The following is a 19,862-nucleotide window of genomic DNA, read 5'->3' as shown; positions in this document are numbered from 1 at the left end:
AGTACGCCGCCGCCCCGGGCTTGGGCGAGGGCCCGGTGGGCGCCCGAGGGACCGCTACGGCTGTCGGGTTTCGTCGGCGGGCTGCATGCGTTCGTGGCGGGTGTTGGTGCGTGGGGTGATGACCAGCAGGTCGCCCGGTTCCTCGACGGTCAGGCGATGCCAGCGGCCGGCCGGGACGATGTAGGACGTGCCCGCGGTCAGGGTCGCGACCGGTTCGCTGCCGCTGTCGTGGTCGCGCAGGTGGACGTGCACGATTCCGGAGAGCAGGCACAGGACTTCCTGGCCGTCGGGGTGTTGTTCCCATACGTCGGCGTGCACCGCGCGGTCGTCCGCGGCGTGGAAGGCCGTCACCGTCCACAGGCCGGGATCCCCGAGGCCCCGTCGTGGCCTCGCGTCGATCGTGCCGCCCTCTCGAAGTTGGATCACGGAGTCGAACAGGTCGAGGGGAGTTGTCGCGTTCATCGCCATCGGGCGGTCCTTCCGTCGGTCGCGTGATACTTTCCGAACATGTTCGGAAAGTATCACCGGCGTCGCGCGACTGTCGATCTCGCGCGCGGGCCGGGTCGGCCGCCGCGGTTCGCCCGGGATCGCGGAAGCCGCCATCATGGGGCGATGCCACCGCCTGCCTCGTCTTCCGGCCGTACCGGTCGCCCGCCCCGGACCTCCCGCGCGCAGATCATGACCGCGGCCCGTCGGCTCATCGACCGGGACGGCTGGGACAAGCTGACCATGCGCCGCCTGGCCGCGGAGGCCGGCGCCGCGCCGACCACGCTCTACCACCACTTCCGCGACCGGCACGACCTCCTGGCGCAGTTGCTGAGCGACTACGCCGACACGATCGTGCGCCCCGAACTCCCGGACGACCCCCGGGGGCGCATCCTCGCCGCCGCGACCCTCATGCACGACGTGTTGGCGGACCGGCCGTGGATCGTCGAGGTCCTCACCGCCGACGACGTGATCGGCGAATCGGCGCTGTGGATGGTCGAGGCGATCGTGGCGGGCGCGGTCGACTGCGGGTGCACCCCGGAGGAGGCGGTGGATCTCTACCGCGGCGTCTGGTACTTCACCGTCGGCGAGATCCTGGTCCGCGCCAATGCCGCGCGCCGCCGCGCCGAGGACGCCCATCGGCCCATCCGGCGCGACACGATCCTCGGTGAGGTCGACCCGGCTCGACTGCCGCACCTGGCCGCCCTCGCCGACCGCTGGCCCACGTTGGTCTCCCGGGACATCCACCCGCAGGGCCTGCGGGCGTTGGTCGACGGGCTGTTGCCGCGCGACCCGGACCACGACACGAACTCCGCGGCGGCGCGGGCACGTCGGTCCTGAGCAACCCGCCCACCCCACACCGTCGGCGGGGCGGGACCGACTCCCGCCCCATGATCGGAACACCGTCAGGCGACCACGCCGGATGGTGAACTCGCCCTGCCCGAAAGGGATTCGAGCCGAATCCGACCCCGCCGCGGCCGGCCGCACGACGCCGTATCACCCGATCGCCTTTTCAATGGTTCGCAAGGTAAGCCTTACCTGACTTGCTCGCTTCCGCGAAAGGCAACACCCCCATGCGCGCCCCCAAATCCGCCGTCGTCGCCCTCGTCTGCCTCTGCCTCACCGCACTGCTGCTCGGCGGTTGTTCCGCCGGTTCCGACAACTCGTTCGTCTCGCTCGCGGCGCCGCACATCGCCCGACGACTCGTACCCGGCACCGGCACCGACCCGGTCACCGCGGCCGCGGTCGGCGCGACGCTGCTCGTCGGCGCCGACTGGGTCGCGGCCTGCGCATTGCCGATCACCGTCCCCGTTTCCGCCGCCCCGGGACCGGCCGGCGGGTGCGTAGCGATGCCGCGGGACCGGCCGGGCACACGTGCCCTGCCCGTCGAAGACCTGCTGATGCCCCTCGCCGGTGCGATCCTGGGATACGTCGCCGCCCGCGCCGACCGGTGGATCGCCGCCGGTGGAGCGCGAACGACCGGCTCGGGCGGCGAAGCCCGGGCGTGGGACTCACGACCCTGGTACGCCCGGGGCGTCCGGCCCTGTGGCCTCGTCGTCGGGCACCCGAGACTTGTCCCGGCAGGCCGTCGGCCCGATCGGGCCGCGCGATCCACGGCGGGAGCGTCGAGATGGACGACCGTACCCACGTACCCGACAGGGCCACCGTCCCCGCACCGGCACCACAGGTTCGACCCGACCGATCCTGCCGCGCCGCCGGTCCGGCTCACCCGTCCCCCACATTCGGCCGCGTCGAGGGGCCGTAGGGAGAGATCGACATGACCAACACTTCCCCGAGCCCCGTCGACGTGAGGTCCCTGGCCGCGGCGGGCGGTGCGGCCCCCTCGCTCCACAACAGCCAGCCGTGGTTCTTCCGGCCCACGGTAGACGCAGGTGGACTCGCGGTGTTCGTCGACGGCAGGCGCGCGGTCCCGCTCACCGACCCGGCGGGCAGGGCCATGCACATCTCCGTCGGCGCGGCCGTGTTCAACCTGCGCGTCGCCGCGCTGCACCTGGGCCGGAAACCCGTGGTGACCCTGTCGTCGCACGACACCCCCGAGTTGCCGGCGGCCGTGCTGGACCTGAGCCAAGGCGCCGACGCCGCATATCCGTACGGCCCGGACCTGTACCCGGCGATCGCCGAACGGCACTCCAGCCGCCTGCCGTTCTCCAACCGCGACGTACCGGAGCGCGTCGTCGGTGATCTCATCGCCGCCGCCGAAGCCGAGGGCGCGGTCCTGGACGTGCTGGAGGAGGGCGACGCACGCCGCGTCCTGGATCTGACCGCCGAGGCCGAGCGGCGGACCGCGGCGGACGTCGCACGGCAGGCGGAGACCCGCACGTGGTTGCGCCTGGAGGCGCCCGCCACCGACGGCATCCCCCGTGCGGCCCTGGGACCACAGGACCACGATGCCCGGGTACCGGTCCGTGCCTTCACCGGACACCCGCCCACCTCGCCCGTGACGACACAGCGTTTCGAGGCGCTACCCCAAGTGGCAACCCTGACCACCCGCTTCGATCATCCGCAGGACTGGATGCGGGCGGGCCAGGCCATGGAGCGGGCCTGGCTGTTGGCGACCGTCCACGGCCTGCGCATGTCGGTCCTCCACCAAGCCGTGGAGTGGCCCGACACCCGCGCGAATCTGCGCGATCCGCGAACCGGCCCCGGGTACGTCCAGATGGTGCTGCGGATGGGATACGGGCCTCCCGGAGCCCCCACTCCTCGTCGCCCCGTGTCGGAGACGCTCGACCCGACCGACCCTTGGCGCGAATGACGACCCGAACGGAGGCGACACGACGCGGCCCCCGATCCGCCAAGGTCCGCCGGACAGGGCCCGGCCGCACCATCCCGAGTGGGGTGCGGATGTCCGCTCGCCCTCCGCTGCCCGGACCGGCGATACCGCCCGGGAGGGCCGGTCGACCCGGCCGACCGGGCCGAACGGCTCCGACGCTCCTCGGGTCTGCGACGCACCATGAAGGTGCAGGCCGGTTCGGCGTCCCGGGAAGGTGAGGGCAATGAGATTGACTCCGGTCCTGGCGACGGCGCCCACGCGTCGCGTCGGGCACATGTACGAGGAGGACGGCTGGAGCTGGGTGTGGGGGTCGATGATGATGCTGCTCCTGCTCGCGGCGATCGTCGCAGTGGTGTGGTTCTTGGTGCGAGGCACCTCACGTGGTCGCGGGCCCTCGGATTCGGCCGGCTCGTCGGCGACCGAGGTGCTGGCTCGGCGCTATGCCCGCGGCGAGATCGACACCGAGGAGTATCGCGAGCGTTTGGCGGTTCTGACCCCGGGGCCCAACCCACCGCGCGGGGGAAGGACGCGCGGCCGAGGTGGGCCGGACGTGCCGGGCGATTGACGGCCGCGGCCCCGCGGTGCGCGAAGTGGCGTACGGTCCGACACCCGTCCGGGCCCGGGCAACCGGGCCGGTAACCTCGGCGGCGCGGAAACGGGCGGTCGGGGAGTGGTGTCTGTGCGCGTGTTGGCGGGTCGGTACGAGCTTGTCCGTTTCGTTGGCCGGGGCGGTATGGGCGAAGTGTGGGAGGGCCGCGACCGGCGGATTCGACGGCGCGTCGCCGTCGCACTCCTGCCGCACGCGCAAGGCGACGCGGCCGGGGCGAAGCTGTTCCTGCGCGAGGCGCGCACCGCCGGGGCCCTGAACCATCCGGGCGTGGTCACCGTGTCGACACGGGCGAGGACGACGCCGACGGCACACTGTTCCTGGTCATGGAGTACGTCGACGGCCGGGACCTCGCCCGAGTGCTGCGCGCCGACGGGCCTCCGGCGGTGGCGGTCGCGGCCGACTGGGCGGCACAGGCCGCCGGTGCGCTCGCCCGTGCGCACGCGGAGGGCGTCGTCCACCGCGACCTGAAGCCCGCGAACCTCATGCTCGCCGCCGACGGAACCGTCAAGATCCCGGACTTCGGCATCGCCCGGTTCACGGAGACCACCAACCCGGCGAGCATGGTCATGGGGACGCTCGCGTACATGCCGCCGGAGCGGTTCCACGAGCACGGCGGGGACGCCCGCTCCGACCTGTACTCCTTCGGCTGCGTCCTGTACGCACTCCTCACCGGGGACGTCCCGTTCGGGACCACCGGGCCGGCAGCAACGATGAACGCGCACCTGCGGACCGTGCCGGAACCGCCGAGCAGGCGGCGGGACGGCGTGCCGGGCACGCTCGACGACCTGGTGCCGGCCCTGCTCGCCAAGGACCCGGCCGAGCGGCCCGCGTCGGCCGACGACGTACAGCGCCGCCTGCTCGCCGTCGTACCGCCTCCCGTTCCCTCGTGGTCGCCGACGGCGTGGTCTATGCCGGGAGCCTCGACGGCAACGTGTACGCGCTCGATGCCGCGAGCGGGGCCAAGCGGTTCGCGCCGCGAACGAGCGCTGCGGTCGGCAGGACCGTCGGGCACGCTGCTCCACGGGGGCGCACGCGTCGGGCTTGCGGCCGTCGGCTCATTCCGGGCCGTCACCGCTCTCCAGCATGTGCAGGGTCTTGTCGAGCCGGGCCTGCCTGGCCTCCGGCGTGAGAGCCTGGAGCAGCGGCAGGATCAGTAGGTAGCGTCCGGTCCTGTCGAGCGCCTCGAACGCCTTCCCGGCCGCCGGGTTCGCGTCGAGCACCGCCGCGAGATCGGGCGGTACGGTCGCCGTCTTCTGCGACGCGTAGGCCGCCGCCCATCGCCCGTCCTCCTGCGCCTTGCGCACCTCGGCCAACCCGGGTTCGCGCATCCGGCCTGCGGCCGTCAGCGTCGCCACCTTTTCCACATTCACTTGCGACCACAGGCTCTTGCGTCGACGTGGCACGTACTTCTGCAGGTAGTGCTGCTCGTCGAACGACCGCCGTTGCCCGGAGATCCAGCCGTAGCACAGCCCGACGTCGACCAATTCGTCATCGGTGACCGTCGGGATGCCGGACTTCTTCTTGGCTACCTTGATCCACACACCCTCGTGGCGCCCGTAGTTCTCGGCCAGCCAGCTCTCGAACGCCGCAGCGTCCGCAAAAGCGACGATCTCCGCGCCCGTGATCCCAGCCATGCGACCCAGGCTATCGCCCGCATGGCCGGAGCCGGTTTCAACAGGCGGAGTCCGCGCACCTCCTCGGGCGAATCGGCTCCCCGTCGGTCGCCACAGCGCAAACCCCGAAAACAGCCGAGGCCATCGCAGCCTTGGAGCTCGGACAGCGCGCGACGACCGACGCGGCGCCCGAACCGACGGCGGCGTAGCGGAGGGTGGTGTGGCGCGCGGCCCACCGGAAGCCCTGGGAGACGAGGTCGGCGAGGCTCACACGACGATCGTCGCGGCGGGGCGGCGCGAGGTCAGGGGTCGTCGCCCATGGTTGGTTGTGGCCGCATGCTTGCCAACGCGAGGAAGACCCACCACGGAATCACCACCAGGAACGCGGCGGTGCCGGCTGCCGGCAGGGCCACGGCCAGGCGCGCGGGCACGCCGTCGGGCGGCAGTGGAATGGCGAACCACGCCCAGCACACAGCCGCGAAGGCCGCCGCCGGAGGCCCCGCGCCGAGCAGCGACACCAGCCACGCGGGCGTTCGATGCGCGGCCGAGGTATCACGCCGGCGCATTTCGGTGACGGATCGGTGGATCAGCGCGAGCACCATTCTCGGCCCGAGAATCGGTATGCAGAGGAACCAGAGCTTCTTCCATAGGCGTTGCCGCACCCGCCGACCTCCGTAGCCCGGGATCTCCGCTCGGCCCCGCACGTCCGCCAACGCCCGGATCATCAGGGCCGTGCCATACCGCCGAAACGCCTCGGCCCAGGACAACGGCGCCGAGGTGGAGAAGGTTCGTGCCAGGTACCCGTGGGACGGCCGAAAGCGCACCAGGGCAACCGTTTCCCGCAGGCCCGAACACACGTCGTCGGGTATCTCCACGTCGAATCTCGGGCTCTGCGCCGACCACAGGCGCTCCAAATCGTCCGCCGCCGACAGATATCCGTGCCGCCGCAACTCACCGACCAGGGACGCCCATGACGACCGCTCGTTCCCGAACCGGCAGCTCGTCACCACCCCACGCGGCCTCGCCCCACCCGAAGGGCGCATCGGCGTGCTCATCCCCCACAGTCTGGCACCCGACCCGGCGCCGGCCGAGGCATCGAACGCAGGGAGCCGGACGGCGGATTCCGATGCGATCCCGCCCCGCCGCCCCGGTCGGCACCGCGACACCGGATCCGGCATCGGCGCAGCCGGCGCCGTCACGCGCACACCGAGCCGAGCCGGTCCACCGCAGCCGGAAGTTGCCCGCGACACCGGCCGCGGCGACGCGAAGCGAAACGAGATCGACCCAATGCAGGCCCCGGGCCCACTTACTCGCTATGGTTGGCCCACGGCCGAGAGGCGCTGCAACGGGTCACGGCCCGCCACGCTCGGCCCGTTCGACGATCAAGGGCGCCTCCCGACGTATGGGAGGTGGACTGGTGGAAAGATCGTCCGAGACCAGGTTGCGGGAGCTGCTGCGACAGCGGGTCGTCGTGCTGGACGGCGCCTGGGGCACCATGCTGCAGGGGGCCTCGCTCACGGCCGACGACTACCGGGGCAGCCTGATCACGGCAGACCACCCGAGGGACGTCACGGGTGACCCCGACCTGCTCAACCTGACCCGGCCGGACGTCATCCTCGACGTGCACCGGCAATACCTGGCGGCAGGCGCCGACATCACCACCACGAACACCTTCACCGCCACCGGGATCGGGCAGGCCGACTACGGCCTGGAGGGCCTGGTCCGGGAGATGAACGTGCAGGGCGCCCGGCTCGCCAGGCAGGCCGCCGACGAGTTCGGCGGACGCTTCGTCGCCGGCTCGGTCGGGCCGCTCAACGTGACCCTGTCGCTGTCCCCCAAGGTGGAGGACCCCGCCTATCGGGCCGTCTCCTACCAGCAGGTCTTCGACTCCTACGCCGAGCAGTTCCTGGCCCTGCAGGAGGGCGGCGTCGACCTCCTCCTGATCGAGACCATCTTCGACACGCTCAACGCCAAGGCCGCCATCGCCGCCGCCCGCGAGGTCACCCCCGATCTGCCCCTGTGGATCTCGGTGACCATCGTCGACCTCAGCGGACGAACCCTGTCGGGCCAGACCGTGGAGGCGTTCTGGAACTCCGTCGAACACGCGAACCCGCTGATCGTCGGCGTCAACTGCTCCCTCGGTGCGGACGAGATCCGCCCCCACCTGGCCGATCTCGCCCGCCTCGCCGGCACCCACGTCGCCTGCCACCCCAACGCGGGGCTGCCCAACGCCTTCGGCGGTTACGACCAGACCCCCGAGGAAACCGGGCAACTGCTCGGGGAGTTCGCCGCCTCGGGCATGGCCAACATCGTCGGTGGCTGCTGCGGCACCACCCCGGCACACATCGAGAGGATCGCCGGCGCCGTCGCGGGCCTGCCGCCGCGCACCGTCCCGCAGACCAGGCCCGCCACCAGGCTCAGCGGCCTCGAACCCTTCGAAATCGGGCCCGACACCGGCTTCGTGATGATCGGTGAGCGAACCAACGTCACCGGTTCGGCCAGGTTCCGCAAGCTGATCGAGGGCAACGACCACCAGGCGGCCGTCGCCGTCGCCCTGGAGCAGGTCCGCGGCGGCGCGAACCTGCTCGACGTCAACATGGACGCCGACCTGCTCGACAGCGAGCAGGCGATGACCACCTTCCTCAACCTCATCGCGACCGAGCCCGAGGCCGCCCGGATCCCGATCATGGTCGACAGCTCCCGCTGGAGCGTCCTGGAAGCGGGCCTCAAGTGCATCCAGGGCAAGGGAGTCGTCAACTCGATCAGCCTCAAGGAGGGCCCGGAACCCTTCCTCGCACAGGCCGCGACGATCAAGTCCTATGGCGCCGGCGTCGTCGTCATGGCCTTCGACGAGCAGGGCCAGGCCGACACCACCGAACGCAAGGTCGCCATCTGCGGCCGCGCCTACGACCTGCTGACCCAACAGGCCGGGATCGCCGCCGAGGACATCATCTTCGACCCCAACGTCCTGGCCGTCGCCACCGGCATCGCCGAACACAACGGCTACGCCAAAGCGTTCATCGACGCCCTTCCGCTGATCAAGGAACGCTGCCCGGGCGCACGCACCAGTGGCGGCATCTCCAACCTGTCCTTCTCCTTCCGCGGCAACGACATCATCCGCGAGGCCATGCATTCGGCGTTCCTGTTCCACGCCGTCACCGCGGGCCTGGACATGGGCATCGTCAACGCCGGCCAACTCGCCGTCTACCAGGACATCCCCGCCGAACTCCTGGAACTGGTCGAGGACGTGATCTTCGACCGGCGGCCGGACGCCACCGACCGGCTGGTCACCTTCGCCGGCACGGTCACCGGTTCCGGCACCCGCCGCGAGGTCGACCTGTCCTGGCGCGAGGCCCCGGTCGGGCAACGCCTCGCCCACGCGCTGGTGCACGGCATCATCGACTTCATCGAGGAGGACACCGAGGAGGCCCGCGGGCACGCGGCTCGACCGCTCGACGTGATCGAGGGCCCGCTGATGGACGGGATGAAGATCGTCGGTGACCTGTTCGGCTCCGGCAAGATGTTCCTGCCGCAGGTCGTCAAGAGCGCCCGGGTGATGAAGCGGTCCGTCGCCTACCTGGAGCCCTACATCGAGGCCGCCAAGGACGCCGCCGACACCGAACGCGGCAATGGCAAGGTCGTTCTCGCCACCGTCAAGGGCGACGTGCACGACATCGGCAAGAACATCGTCGGCGTGGTACTCGGCTGCAACAACTACGAGGTCGTCGACCTGGGCGTGATGGTCCCGGCCGCCACCATCCTGGACACCGCGATCTCCGAGGGCGCCGACGCCATCGGCCTGTCCGGCCTGATCACCCCGTCCCTGGACGAAATGGTCGCCGTGGCAAGCGAGATGCAGCGCAGGGGGCTGAAGATCCCGCTGCTGATCGGCGGCGCGACCACCTCGCGCCAGCACACGGCCGTCCGGATCGCGCCCGCCTACGACCACACCACCGTGCACGTCCTGGACGCCTCCCGCGTCGTCGGCGTCGTCTCCGACCTGCTGGACCCCACCCGCGCCGAAGTCCTGGACGCCGAGAACCGCACCGAGCAGGCCCGCCTGCGCGAACTGCACGAGACCAGGCAGAAGCAGCCCCTGCTCACCCTCGGCCAGGCCCGGGCCAACCCCGAGCGGGTCGACTTCACCGAGCTCCCGGTCCCGGCCTTCACCGGCGTTCGCACCGTTCGGCCGAGCCTGGCCGAGCTCCGCGCGATGATCGACTGGCAGTTCTTCTTCCTCGCCTGGGAGCTCAAGGGCAAGTACCCCGCCATCCTCGACCAACCCGTCGCGCGCGAGCTGTTCGACGAGGGCAACGCCCTGCTGGACGAGATCGTCGAGGGCGAGCTGCTCCAGGCACACGGCGCGTACGGATTCTGGCCCGCCCACTCCCGCGGCGACGACATCGTGCTCGACGACGCCCCTGTCGGGGTCGGCTTCCCGATGCTCCGGCAGCAGACCGCCAAGCCGGAAAACCGGGCCAACCGCTGCCTCGCCGACTACGTGGCACCCGAAGGCGACCACATCGGCGGTTTCGCGGTCTCCATCCAGGGCGCCGAGGCCCTGGCCGCCTCATTCGAGGCCGACCACGACGACTACAAGTCGATCATGGTGAAGGCACTCGCCGACCGCCTCGCCGAGGCCTTCGCCGAGCACCTCCACCTACGCGCACGTCGCGACTGGTTCGAGCCCGACGCCGACCCGGTCCTGGAGGACCTGCACGCCGAGCGGTTCCGCGGCATCCGGCCGGCACTCGGCTACCCGGCAAGCCCCGACCACAGTCTCAAGAAGCACCTGTTCGACCTGCTCGAAGCCGACAGGATCGGCATGGGCCTGACGACGTCGTTCGCGATGACCCCGGCGGCGAGCGTCAGCGGGCTGATCTTCGCCCACCCCGACGCGAAGTACTTCACCGTCGGACGGATCGGGCTCGACCAGACCGAGGACTACGCCCGCAGACGCGGCATGGACCTCCGGGAGGCGGAGGCCTGGCTCCGACCCAACCTCGCCTACGACCCCAGGTAGTCGACGACTGGGGACCGGGTGGAGAAGCAACGGAGGAGCAACGAAGGAGCCACGGTCGAGAGCCGGGATGGAAGGCGCACCGGCCCGGCCGTGGCAGGCGTGTGGCGCAGCGTCGGGCAACGTCACGACCGCCCGATGCTGCCGGGGGTGGGTTCGGCGAGGTGGCGCCGATGGTACGACCAGGTGACGGCCGCCAGGAGCGGGGGCCAGAGCACGAGCGGCAGATACAGCACGCCGAGCAGGTCGGCCCCGGAATCGGTCATGTCCTCGTGCGGGAGAGCCCACCAGAACAGGAACTGGGCCCACAACAGCACCAGAACCACCACCGCGCCGCACGCGATCCGGGTGACCGGTACCGGCTTCATCCTCCTGCCGCCCACGAACGGGACCCAGCGCGGCGGATATTCGCCCCAGGGCCGCACCAGAGCCAGGGTCAGCAGTGCCGCCGACTCGGTGGACAGGCTGAGGAAGACCACCCAGGCGGCGCCCCATCCGTCCATGCCCAGGTCCGCGTAGCCCTGCTCGGTGTAGCCGCCGTGACTCCCGAACACCAACGCGAAGCGCCAGACCGCCGACGGCAACGGAGTCAGCGCCGCCACGTGCGCGGCCACGATCGCCCATCGCGGGGCGGGCGGCGCAGCGGATCCCGACAGGCTCGACATGACGATCCCCCGTGATTCGATCATGCCGAGATACTGTCAACGACGCACGAGCCACACGTCGACGGAAAGTCCCACACCCGGATCAACCCCAAGGATGACCACCCGACGCCGATCACACGGATCACCACGAGCCGGGTCGGTCTCCCGTGCGAACTCACGTCCATGGTTGTCGCGTTGCGACGCGTCGCACCGGGTCCTGTTCGTCTCGCTGCTCGAGCGGGCGAAGGCTGGGACGGGCTTCTCCCGCGTCCGGCCGGCCCGGGGCCGGGCCGGCCGGGGCTTGGGCGCGGAGGGCGCGTCGAAGTGCGGACTCGCCCGTGCGCGGCGCGTCGGTGTCAGGGGCAGGCGATGTGTACCTCGTCCCCCTTCGCGTCCGCCTCGGCGCTCGGCGCGCCGTTCAACGTGGTGCTCGCGACGTCGTAACTGCCGTTCTGCCATTCACTGGAGGCCTTGCTCATCGCCTCGGCGTTGGCTTGGTACAGGTCCCGCCATTCCTGCAACGGTCGCGCCTCGTTCGGGTCGGTCGGCAGGGCGACGCCCTTGATCCGCGTCGTCAGCGCCGCAAGTTCCGTACTCGCCTGGGACAGGCTCAGGCCGACCGCGTCCAGGTCCTGATCGGCGACGGCCTGGTTGAGTTCGGTGACCCGTCGGGTGATGCCGTCGAGCTTGTCGCCACAGATCTTGTTGACCGTCTCGACGTACGTCGCACCCGTCTGCGCCGGCTTGTCGTCGCCCCTGGGGCCCGAATCCCCGCCGGCACGCGGGTTGTTGTCCCCTCCCCCACTCCCGCCGCCGCCCGTCACGTCGAACGGGCCGATGCCCAGCGCGATCAGCACGCTGACCACGGTCGCCAGCGTACCCACCAGCGTGAGGACCAGCATGAGCCTGCCGTGTCCCTCCTCACGTCCGGGTCCGCGCCCGGACGGCGACGGCATCTGCTGCGGATACGACTGATGGGGCTGTTCCTGTCGGTAACGCATTCTGTCTCCGGATCCCCCGCGTTTCCCAAAGCTTCGATACCCGGCGCACGCGCGCCGGGTGGACTTCGGGTCGTGCCGGATCCCGCCCCAGTCGTCCGCAGGGCCCCCCTCGCGGAAACCGCCGACTGGATCGGGTCCCCCCGCTCCGACCCCTGTGTGGGGTGTTCGCATCGTCGACCCGGGCCGAGGCCCGATCGACGTCGATGTCCCGATGGACGGCACCGCACCGGTGGCGGTTCCCGAAGCGGGCCCTGGGAGATCACGACGAGGGATTACCATCGGCGCGAGCCCGGCCGCGGACGCCCGAACCGGGACATGGCGCCGATATGCGGCTCCGCCGGAACACGAGCCGGATCTCCGGCGGGACCGGGACGGGACCGGAATCGGTGGATGGGGGAGGGAACGGCCTTGCCGGTGGCGGCCGATGGCTTCCCGGCCGCCGTGTCCGTCCGCTGAAGTATGCTTCCCGCCGCCGCACACCGACTGTGAGGACCGAGAGAATTGACCGGCCTGTCCGCTTTCCCGCTGCCCTTTCTGGCCTCCCGTTCCATATCGTTCGCAACACCCCGAACGCTGCGGGAACTTCAGATGATGCAGTGCAGCTCACACATTCGGGCCAAGCCCGGGTGGTTCGACAAGATGCACGATGCCGACATCGTCGCCAGGTGGACGCGAGAAGCGGTCGCCCAGGGCCTGACCGAGGCGCAGGTTCGCTACGTGCTCGCCGAACTCCTGCATTACGCCGCGCTGCGGGACGAACGCACCGGCGTCGAGGTGTCCACCGTCGACGGGGTGTGGCAGTCGGACACACTGGTCGACGACGAGCTCGCGTCCCGGCTGCGCGCGGCGGTTCGGGTTCTGGAACGGGTCCCCGAAGCGGAACAGGACTGGCACCCCGGATCCGACGGCCAGGTGCTGGATCTGGTTCACCCCTCACTGTTCTGCCTGGTGAAAAACGTGAGCGGTGCGCCCGAACGGGCCTGGCACAACCCGACGGACCGCTACTCGAAGTACGAATTCTCGGAGAAATACCAGTGGTTGCCCACGGACGTCGACGTCAGTGACGGCGGCGATGTCACCTTCCGTTCGTACGTCAACAACGTCCATCCCGTGAAGCATCGCGAACTGGCTGCCGTCCTACCGGACTTGTTCGCACGCATGCGCCCGCTGCTGGAGAACGTGCTCACCGATCTGCGCCATCCGCGGCCCGTGCGGATCGAGGCCGATCCTTACGGGTGGTACGACTCCGAGCCGGAGCACCCGAACAAATCCTCCTACGCTGACGACGAGGCCTACGCGGAAGCCCTCCGTGTCTGGGAAAGGGCCCAGGACGACTGGTGGGAGAACCGCCGTCCGGTCATCCCGGACGCCCCGGCCTTCACTCCGCCCGAATTGCCCGACGCATCCGCCCGCGTCGACCTGCGTGGCCGCCGTCTCCAGATCATCGTCAAGCTCGCCACCATTCGGCTCACCCCGGACAAGCCCGAGTACCCCGGCGGTTCCTGGCATGTCGAGGGGATGATGAACGAGCGGATCGTTTCGACCGGCATCTACTACTGGGACAGCGAGAACATCACCGAAAGCCGGCTGAGTTTCCGGGCGGCACTCGACGACCCGAACTACGAACAGAACGACGACAACGGCCTACGTGACATCTACGGCCTGGAGGACGAAGACGCGCTGAACCTGGTGTTGGGATCGACTTCGACCCCGGCGGGCCGCTGCCTGGCGTTCCCGAACATCCTGCAACACCGCGTCGACTCCTTCCGCCTCGCGGACCCCAGCCGCCCGGGGCATCGCAAAATTCTCGCGTTCTTCCTGGTCGACCCGTCGAAAAGGATCGTCTCGACGTCCGATGTGCCACCGCAACAACCATGGTCCGACACCTCGACCATGACGCTGGAACAGGCCAGGAAGCACCGCGAACAACTCATGCGGGAACGCAAGTTCTTCGTCGACGAACACAACGAGCAGCTCTACGAACGCGAGTTCTCCCTCTGCGAGCACTGAACCTCTCGAACCGGTGGAGTGGGGAACCACTCCACCCCCAGGCGGGGTTGTCCGCGGTGAGAGGAGTATGCGAACCTCTTACGTCATCTCCGAAAGGGCTGGTCATGACACTCGGCATGGTTCTCGGCGACTCCTCTCGCGCTTCGACGCGGGAGCGGTCCCCCGACCTGCCCTGACCTACGCGCCCGTGCTGCCGCACGGGCCGTTCGCCCTGCTCCTCGTCGAAGTGCTCTTCGTGCCCTTGCACGTTCGATCACGAGGAGTACGTGGTGTCCACCATCCACTGGACCGAGACGAACACGCCCCGTTCCGCCCGCTGGCACTCCGAGAGCGCGACATCGGCTCCCGGCCGGGTCGTCGGCGCGGACGACCGCATGAAAGCCGACGACGCCTACCGACTCGCCTGCGAAGGCACCGCGTTGTTGTGGCGGGGCGACTTCCGGCACGCACGTCGACTGCTGCAGGCGATGGGCCGCCGCATCGACCGCAAGCCCGCACGGCCAGGCGACAGCCCGGCCGAGACCTTCCACCTGCATCGCCGGGCCCGCGGCCACCGGGCCCGGGTGCTGGGCAAACTCCTCGTTCTGCTGGACGAGGGCCACCGCCTGAATCTGCGCGGCGCACCCGATGTGCGCCGGGCATGCACCGAGGCGTACGGTGCGCCGGCCGAACCGATGGTTGTCTCGCTCACGGAACTGCTGGGCGTGATCGGAGCGCATCAGTGGCGCACGAAGGGAGTCGAGGTACCGGCCCTCGACGCTCGCATTCACCCACACTACGGAGTGTTCTCCCCGGTCCGGGGCGAATACGTCGACCTCGTCGCACGTGCGCCACTCCCCACACCCGGCCGTCGCCCGGGCCGCCGTACCGCATTCGACCTCGGCACGGGAACGGGAGTGCTCGCCGCCGTCCTGGTCCGCCGGGGAATCGACCACGTCGTGGCCACCGACATCGGTCCGCGGGCCCTGGCCTGCGCGCGCGAGAACGTCCGCCGACTGCACTTCACCGGGCACATCGACGTCGTGGGCCCCGGCCTCTTTCCGGACGGGAGAGCGGACCTCGTGGTCTGCAACCCGCCCTGGATTCCGGCCCGACCCACCTCCGCCGTGGAGCAGGGTGTCTACGACCCGGGCAGCGGCATGCGCCGCGACTTCCTGGACGGACTCACCGCGCATCTCGAACCGGGAGGTGAAGGGTGGCTCGTCCTGTCGGACCTGGCCGAGCACCTCGGGCTCAGGACGCGCAGCGAACTTCTCGCCGACATCGAGGCTGCGGGCCTGCACGTGCTGGACCGGATCGACACCCGGCCCCGGCATCCACGCGCGCGGAACACCGCCGACCCTCTGCACGCCGCCCGGGCCGCGGAAGTCACTTCGCTTTGGCGTCTCGCCGGGGAGTGACGTTCCGTGCCGACTCCCCGGGGGCGAGCGGACCGAGACTTCGGCCATCGCCTCCGGGGGTCCTCGGGGCCGCCGACCGGGTGCGCCACCTACCGGGCCGAAGAGGAGGCGAGCACGACGATGTCGTCCTCGTGCAGGCTGCCGGCGACCACCGTGCCCTCGTGCTCCGCGACGCCGGTGACGAAGCCGTACGAGACGTCGTCGGCCCGCAGATCGTGCACGACGCGCGCGTCGAGGTCGAAGGCCATCACCCAGGCGACGGGTGTGGCCTTGGGCCGTAGGGCCTCGGGCAGGTTCCACAGCAGGACACGCGGGAGCCCCGGCAGGGGCAACAGCCGGTCCAGCAGCGCGTTGCGGGGTGCGGCGATCGACACCCAGACCAGCCCGTCGCTGCCCAGGCTCATGTTGTCGGGCAGGCCGGCGAGGTTCTCCACGAACGGCTCGTCGGTTCCGGCCTTCGGGCCGGTGAGCCAGTGGCGGCTGATCCGGTACCCGGCGGTCTCGGCCACCAGCAGGTGTGAGGCGTCCGGGGCGAGGACGAGTCCGTTGGCGAACTTGAGACCGTCGCGCAGCACGGTGACGGTGCCGTCGCGGTCTCGGCGGCAGAGCAGGCCGGTACAGGAGTGCTCGACGATGTCGCCGAGGTAGTGCTCCAGGTCCCAGCGGCGGGTGGACACGGTGAACCAGACGGTTTCGTCCGGGCCTTCGACGACGTTGCTTGCGAACGTGAGCGGCCGCCCCGCGATGGTGTCGACCAGCACCCGGACCGACCCGTCGGCGGACATCCGCAGCAGACCCCGGTCGTGGTCGCAGATCAGGATGCCGCCGTCGGCGGCCGGTGCCAATCCCAGCGGACGGCCACCGGTGTTGCCCACCACCGTGCGGGTTCCGGCGGCGGGATCGATACGCACGATGCTGCCGTCGCCGAGGCCGGTCAGCAGGCCGCCCTGCCTGTCGAAGATCACGTCCTCGGGACCGTGACCGCCGGTGCCGATGCGGCGAGCGACGACGAGACGGCCGGTGAGGGGTGTACGCCCGGCGTCGGCGGGGGCGCGGGGCGGAGTCCAGCGGCGAGGCGAGATGAGGCGGCGGTCGGTGCCGGCGGGAACACGCATCGGCTCGTAGGGCGACGCGGTCGGCGAGTCGGGCGAGATCACGCGACGATTGTGCTGCCCCGAAGCACCCGACCGTCGACGGCACGCCGTTTGCGATCGCGGAACGACAAGACCGAGGCGCATCGCATACGCGCCACCCTGGCCGGCGAGCAAATTCGCGCCGCCGGCCCGCTGTTGCGGCCTGAGGCACCTCCCGCGCGCCACACCGCTGCTTCTCGCCCCATGGAGAGTCGCCACCCCCCGACCGAACGTCGCACCGGCGGTGGTGTGTCCCGTTGCCGGGCGCGGATGCGTGCGTTCGAGTCGGTGAGGGTGGCGATTCGACCTTGCGCGTTCGGGTGGGACATGGCGCGTGGTCGTCGGCTGCGGTCTCGGCGGCTGTACGGGGCTACTCGGTGCGGGTCAGGAGGTTGTGGATGGTCGAGGTGGGCGACTCCGGGGACCAGGTGGGGTCTTGGCCGGTCAGGGCCGCGTAGATCCGGGGCCATCGGGTTTTGGGGGTCAGGAGGGATTCGATTTCGGTTAGGGCTTCCCGGCCCGCGCTGTGGATTCGGGCGGGGGCTTCGATGCGTCGGGTGGACTCGGCTGTCCAGCGCAGGATGGTGGCGGCGCCGCGGGCCCGGTGGACCAGGTCTCGTCCGGTCAGGTGGCCCCTGGTGACCAGGTCGTCCAGGTGGGTGTACCAGGTGGCATCGCCGAGGGCGTCCTGGCCGGAGGAGATCCAGGCGAGGGCGTGTGCGGGGCTGAGGAGGGCGGAGCGGCGGGCGGAGCGGACGTCGACCGGGCCGAGTTCGAGCAGCCTCGCGGGGGATTCCCGCTGGATAACCAGGCGGCTCAGCACTTCGCGGGGGAAGGGCTCTCGTTCGTGCTCGGCCAGGATCAGGTCCCAGTCCTGGATGTAGGGCAGGTCCAGTGCCTCGTCGGCGTCGGCCGCCCCGGAGCAACGGCGCAGCTTCGCGACCAACTTGTCGCCGCCGCGCTCGCGGTCGATGCGGGCGGTGAGCGCCGCGTCGGGGTCGGGCTCGGTGAGTGCCTTGGCCACCACCCGTCCGGCCGCGGCACCGAGTACGCCCTCCTCGACCAACGCGCCGATCCGGTCCGCGCCGCCGTACCGCAGCAGGCCGCGGACCCCGACGAGCCGGTCCGGCAGCGAGGCTTTCCGGCTCAGTTGGCGCAGCGCGTGCTCGACGATCCCCGGGTCGGCCGCCTCCACCTTCAGGCGCAGCGCGGGCAGAAGGGAGGCGGTGGGCCGGTGCTCCGCCAGCAACCGGGCGCGCAACTCCGCGTCGAGCGGAAGCAGGTCGTCGGGGCCGGTCGCCGGCCGACCCTGTGGCACCCGGGAGAGCACCACACGTCGGATCGAGGCGCCCTCGTCGTCCAACGGCGGGCCGTACAGATCACTGTTGAGTTCGGGGTCGTCGAGACGCAACAGGCGCTTCAGGACCGCCGGGCTCTCACTGTGGGTGGCGACGATCCGGAGCGCGGCATGGTCGTTCGCGATGAACGGGTACTCGTCCAGTGCGGGCGACGGGTGCTCGACGTGCCGCGCGTACGCCCACAGCGAGGGGTAGGCGTGCGGGCCGAGCCGGGGCAGGATCGCGGCCAGCGCCTCGGGCGACGCGTGCAGCAGCAGGTCGCCGGCCGGCCAGTGCCAGGCGCGCCGCACCCGCCACTCGGCCTCGTGCGCCACTGCGGCCTCGATCGTGTGGGGGGATTCGAGACGCTGCCAGGCGGCCTCCCGGTCCTCGTCCTCGACGGCTGGCAACTCCGGTTTCATGGAAAGGACTTCGGTGAGCGGACGGTTCGCCTCGGTGCCCATCGCGATCAGCGCGCGCAACCACCGGTCCGGGTCCACGCCCAGCCGATCCGCCACCAGCGCGTCGACCGCCCGGTTGATCGGGCCCGCCACGACCCGGAACCGCCACTTCCGGGGCAGCGGGGTCAGCGCCCGCGCCGGGAGGATGCCGAGCAGGTCGGTGGGCCCGACGATGCCGTGTCGGTAGGCGCCCTCGGCGAGGAACTCGCCGCCACCGCCGCGTCCCTCGCCGAAGTACTCGTGGATCCAACGCAGCCACATACCCGGCTCGGCCGGATCCGGCCAGGTGTCCCGGGACGGATACTGCGCGGGCCGCCCGGCCGGCCTGCCGGCCACGATCGCGGCGAGCCGCTTCGCCGTCGGCTCCGCCAAGCCGTTGTTCTCGCCCAGCGCCGCCAGCACCTCCGGCTCGCCCAGGTCGATCAGGTCGTTGGCGACCGATTCGTCCAACACCCGACGTGCCAGGGCCACCCGCGGCTCGACCGACTCGCTCGCGAAACACGCCTCGTAGAGCCAGCTCGGATATTCGTAGCCGGGCGCGTCGAACGTCGAGAGCGAGGCCAGGGCGGCGAGCACGGCCGGATCGTCGGGCACCGGCGCGGCCTCGGGATCGCCCTCGACCACACCGGCCTGCGTGCGCAGCAGGTGTACCGCGACCAGGTGCGAGGTGCGGTCCGGCTCGGTCGGCCGATTCGGGCCTTGGTGCCCGGTCTCCGCCACCGGGTCCGCGGCGGCCGGCACCGACGCGGTCGGCGCGGTCTCGGCCGCCTCGACCCGGGCTCGCGCGAGCGCGGCGGCGTCGGCCCGGGCCACCTCCTCGGCGTCCGGTCGGGGGCCCGCCGCCTGCCCGGCCAGCGTGACCAGTTCGGCGAGCGACCCGTCGAATCCGTCGACGAGGCCCACCGCGATCGCCAACGCCTCGGTGTGGCCCGCGAGATGATCCCGCGTCAGTTCGGCGAGCCGGGCTCGCATCGGGGCCACGACCAGGGTCGGGCTCAGCCGCTTGATACTCGCGATGACCGCGTGCCCGGGATGGGCGACGTCCACCAGGTGGACCGGGTCGAGCAGGCCGTGCTCGACGGCCGCGTTGGCCCAGTCCTCGTGCCGGTCGAACGCCTTGGTACGCAGCCACTCCTGCGGCGCGATGTCGATCGCGCGACGCCCGTATTCGCGCAGGAAGTTGACCGACTCCAGTTGCAACGAGGCCCGGTCCGCGTCGGTGGCGTCCTCGTGTCGGATCAGGTCGTCCAGCGCCTCGTACGCGAACGGTTCCGCCCGGTTGGCCGCCATCAGCAGCGGGAAGTCGTGGGCGTACGGCTCGTGCACCAGGTCGCGCACGGTGGTGCGACTGGTCCG

Annotated in this window: 15 protein-coding genes, 1 pseudogene and 1 riboswitch; of the genes and pseudogenes, 9 read left to right on the top strand and 7 right to left on the bottom strand. The window is 70.9% G+C overall.

Features of this window, described 5'->3' with window-relative positions; translation table 11 throughout:
* Positions 1-54: 54 nt before the first annotated feature.
* On the bottom strand, positions 55-468 hold the full coding sequence (locus ACFXMF_RS27765) for a cupin domain-containing protein (protein WP_360316200.1): 414 nt from the start codon (positions 466-468) through the stop codon (positions 55-57).
* A 144-nt stretch (positions 469-612) separates the two neighbouring features.
* Here ACFXMF_RS27765 and ACFXMF_RS27760 point away from each other — a divergent pair, with 144 nt between their 5' ends.
* The 6 genes and pseudogenes from ACFXMF_RS27760 to ACFXMF_RS27735 all read left to right on the top strand — a co-directional run bounded on the left by ACFXMF_RS27760 (position 613) and on the right by ACFXMF_RS27735 (position 5,016).
* Positions 613-1,326, top strand: a complete 714-nt coding sequence (locus ACFXMF_RS27760; protein ID WP_379991235.1) for a TetR/AcrR family transcriptional regulator — start codon at positions 613-615, stop codon at positions 1,324-1,326.
* 233 nt (positions 1,327-1,559) lie between these two features.
* Positions 1,560-2,267: a hypothetical protein gene (locus ACFXMF_RS27755; RefSeq protein ID WP_379991234.1), complete on the top strand. Its 708-nt coding sequence runs from the start codon at positions 1,560-1,562 to the stop codon at positions 2,265-2,267.
* Positions 2,264-3,259: an Acg family FMN-binding oxidoreductase gene (locus tag ACFXMF_RS27750; protein ID WP_379991233.1), complete on the top strand. Its 996-nt coding sequence runs from the start codon at positions 2,264-2,266 to the stop codon at positions 3,257-3,259. The genes ACFXMF_RS27755 and ACFXMF_RS27750 overlap by 4 nt, the downstream gene beginning before the upstream one ends.
* A 241-nt stretch (positions 3,260-3,500) precedes the next feature.
* Complete coding sequence (locus ACFXMF_RS27745) at positions 3,501-3,842, top strand: SHOCT domain-containing protein (protein ID WP_360316193.1); 342 nt, start codon at positions 3,501-3,503, stop codon at positions 3,840-3,842.
* Positions 3,843-4,210: 368 nt separating this feature from the next.
* Positions 4,211-4,666, top strand: a pseudogene (locus ACFXMF_RS27740) (serine/threonine-protein kinase); the annotation flags it as partial.
* 107 nt (positions 4,667-4,773) lie between these two features.
* Complete coding sequence (locus ACFXMF_RS27735) at positions 4,774-5,016, top strand: PQQ-binding-like beta-propeller repeat protein (protein WP_379991237.1); 243 nt, start codon at positions 4,774-4,776, stop codon at positions 5,014-5,016.
* Here the strand turns inward: ACFXMF_RS27735 and ACFXMF_RS27730 are convergent.
* Positions 4,943-5,521, bottom strand: coding sequence for a YdeI family protein (locus tag ACFXMF_RS27730; RefSeq protein WP_379991232.1), 579 nt, complete (start codon positions 5,519-5,521; stop codon positions 4,943-4,945). The genes ACFXMF_RS27735 and ACFXMF_RS27730 overlap by 74 nt on opposite strands.
* A 281-nt stretch (positions 5,522-5,802) precedes the next feature.
* Positions 5,803-6,555 carry a hypothetical protein gene (locus ACFXMF_RS27725; protein ID WP_379991231.1) on the bottom strand — a complete coding sequence of 251 codons (753 nt, stop codon included), beginning with the start codon at positions 6,553-6,555 and terminating at the stop codon, positions 5,803-5,805.
* Between the two features lie 271 nt (positions 6,556-6,826).
* Positions 6,827-6,901: riboswitch (S-adenosyl-L-homocysteine riboswitch) on the top strand.
* Positions 6,902-6,917: 16 nt separating this feature from the next.
* On the opposite strand from ACFXMF_RS27725, the gene metH reads away from it, so the two are divergent.
* Positions 6,918-10,523 (top strand): methionine synthase, encoded by a 3,606-nt coding sequence (gene metH, locus ACFXMF_RS27720; protein WP_379991230.1) that lies wholly within the window; start codon positions 6,918-6,920, stop codon positions 10,521-10,523.
* Positions 10,524-10,645: 122 nt separating this feature from the next.
* Here metH and ACFXMF_RS27715 read toward each other — a convergent pair whose 3' ends face one another.
* Entirely contained in the window at positions 10,646-11,209 is a 564-nt protein-coding gene (locus ACFXMF_RS27715) for a hypothetical protein (protein ID WP_379991229.1), read from the bottom strand.
* 311 nt (positions 11,210-11,520) lie between these two features.
* On the bottom strand, positions 11,521-12,066 hold the full coding sequence (locus ACFXMF_RS27710; protein WP_379991634.1) for a hypothetical protein: 546 nt from the start codon (positions 12,064-12,066) through the stop codon (positions 11,521-11,523).
* Positions 12,067-12,666: 600 nt separating this feature from the next.
* On the opposite strand from ACFXMF_RS27710, the gene ACFXMF_RS27705 reads away from it, so the two are divergent.
* Together ACFXMF_RS27705 and ACFXMF_RS27700 are read left to right on the top strand one after the other, a co-directional pair.
* Positions 12,667-14,175 carry a DUF4246 domain-containing protein gene (locus tag ACFXMF_RS27705; protein ID WP_379991635.1) on the top strand — a complete coding sequence of 503 codons (1,509 nt, stop codon included), beginning with the start codon at positions 12,667-12,669 and terminating at the stop codon, positions 14,173-14,175.
* Positions 14,176-14,444: 269 nt separating this feature from the next.
* Positions 14,445-15,575 (top strand): class I SAM-dependent methyltransferase, encoded by a 1,131-nt coding sequence (locus ACFXMF_RS27700; RefSeq protein ID WP_360316167.1) that lies wholly within the window; start codon positions 14,445-14,447, stop codon positions 15,573-15,575.
* 89 nt (positions 15,576-15,664) lie between these two features.
* Here ACFXMF_RS27700 and ACFXMF_RS27695 read toward each other — a convergent pair whose 3' ends face one another.
* Positions 15,665-16,732 carry an SMP-30/gluconolactonase/LRE family protein gene (locus tag ACFXMF_RS27695; RefSeq protein WP_360316164.1) on the bottom strand — a complete coding sequence of 356 codons (1,068 nt, stop codon included), beginning with the start codon at positions 16,730-16,732 and terminating at the stop codon, positions 15,665-15,667.
* 346 nt (positions 16,733-17,078) lie between these two features.
* Positions 17,079-19,862: hypothetical protein (locus tag ACFXMF_RS27690; protein WP_380020820.1), on the bottom strand; the 2,784-nt coding region annotated here is incomplete at its 5' end.

The sequence above is a fragment of the Embleya sp. NPDC059213 genome, from assembly GCF_042754445.1.
Classification (GTDB): Bacteria; Actinomycetota; Actinomycetes; order Streptomycetales; family Streptomycetaceae; genus Embleya.
Note: the sequence above shows the minus strand (reverse complement) of the source record. Positions and strands in the feature narration are given on the sequence as shown.

Excerpts from the sequence above, each read along its gene's own strand:
- ACFXMF_RS27760 (WP_379991235.1), top strand. The coding sequence starts at position 613 with ATGCCACCGCCTGCCTCGTCTTCCGGCCGTACCGGTCGCCCGCCCCGG.
- ACFXMF_RS27745 (WP_360316193.1), top strand. The coding sequence starts at position 3,501 with ATGAGATTGACTCCGGTCCTGGCGACGGCGCCCACGCGTCGCGTCGGG.
- ACFXMF_RS27765 (WP_360316200.1), bottom strand. The coding sequence starts at position 468 with ATGGCGATGAACGCGACAACTCCCCTCGACCTGTTCGACTCCGTGATC.
- ACFXMF_RS27730 (WP_379991232.1), bottom strand. The coding sequence starts at position 5,521 with ATGGCTGGGATCACGGGCGCGGAGATCGTCGCTTTTGCGGACGCTGCG.
- ACFXMF_RS27715 (WP_379991229.1), bottom strand. The coding sequence starts at position 11,209 with ATGATCGAATCACGGGGGATCGTCATGTCGAGCCTGTCGGGATCCGCT.
- ACFXMF_RS27725 (WP_379991231.1), bottom strand. The coding sequence starts at position 6,555 with ATGAGCACGCCGATGCGCCCTTCGGGTGGGGCGAGGCCGCGTGGGGTG.
- ACFXMF_RS27710 (WP_379991634.1), bottom strand. The coding sequence starts at position 12,066 with ATGCTGGTCCTCACGCTGGTGGGTACGCTGGCGACCGTGGTCAGCGTG.
- ACFXMF_RS27755 (WP_379991234.1), top strand. The coding sequence starts at position 1,560 with ATGCGCGCCCCCAAATCCGCCGTCGTCGCCCTCGTCTGCCTCTGCCTC.
- ACFXMF_RS27750 (WP_379991233.1), top strand. The coding sequence starts at position 2,264 with ATGACCAACACTTCCCCGAGCCCCGTCGACGTGAGGTCCCTGGCCGCG.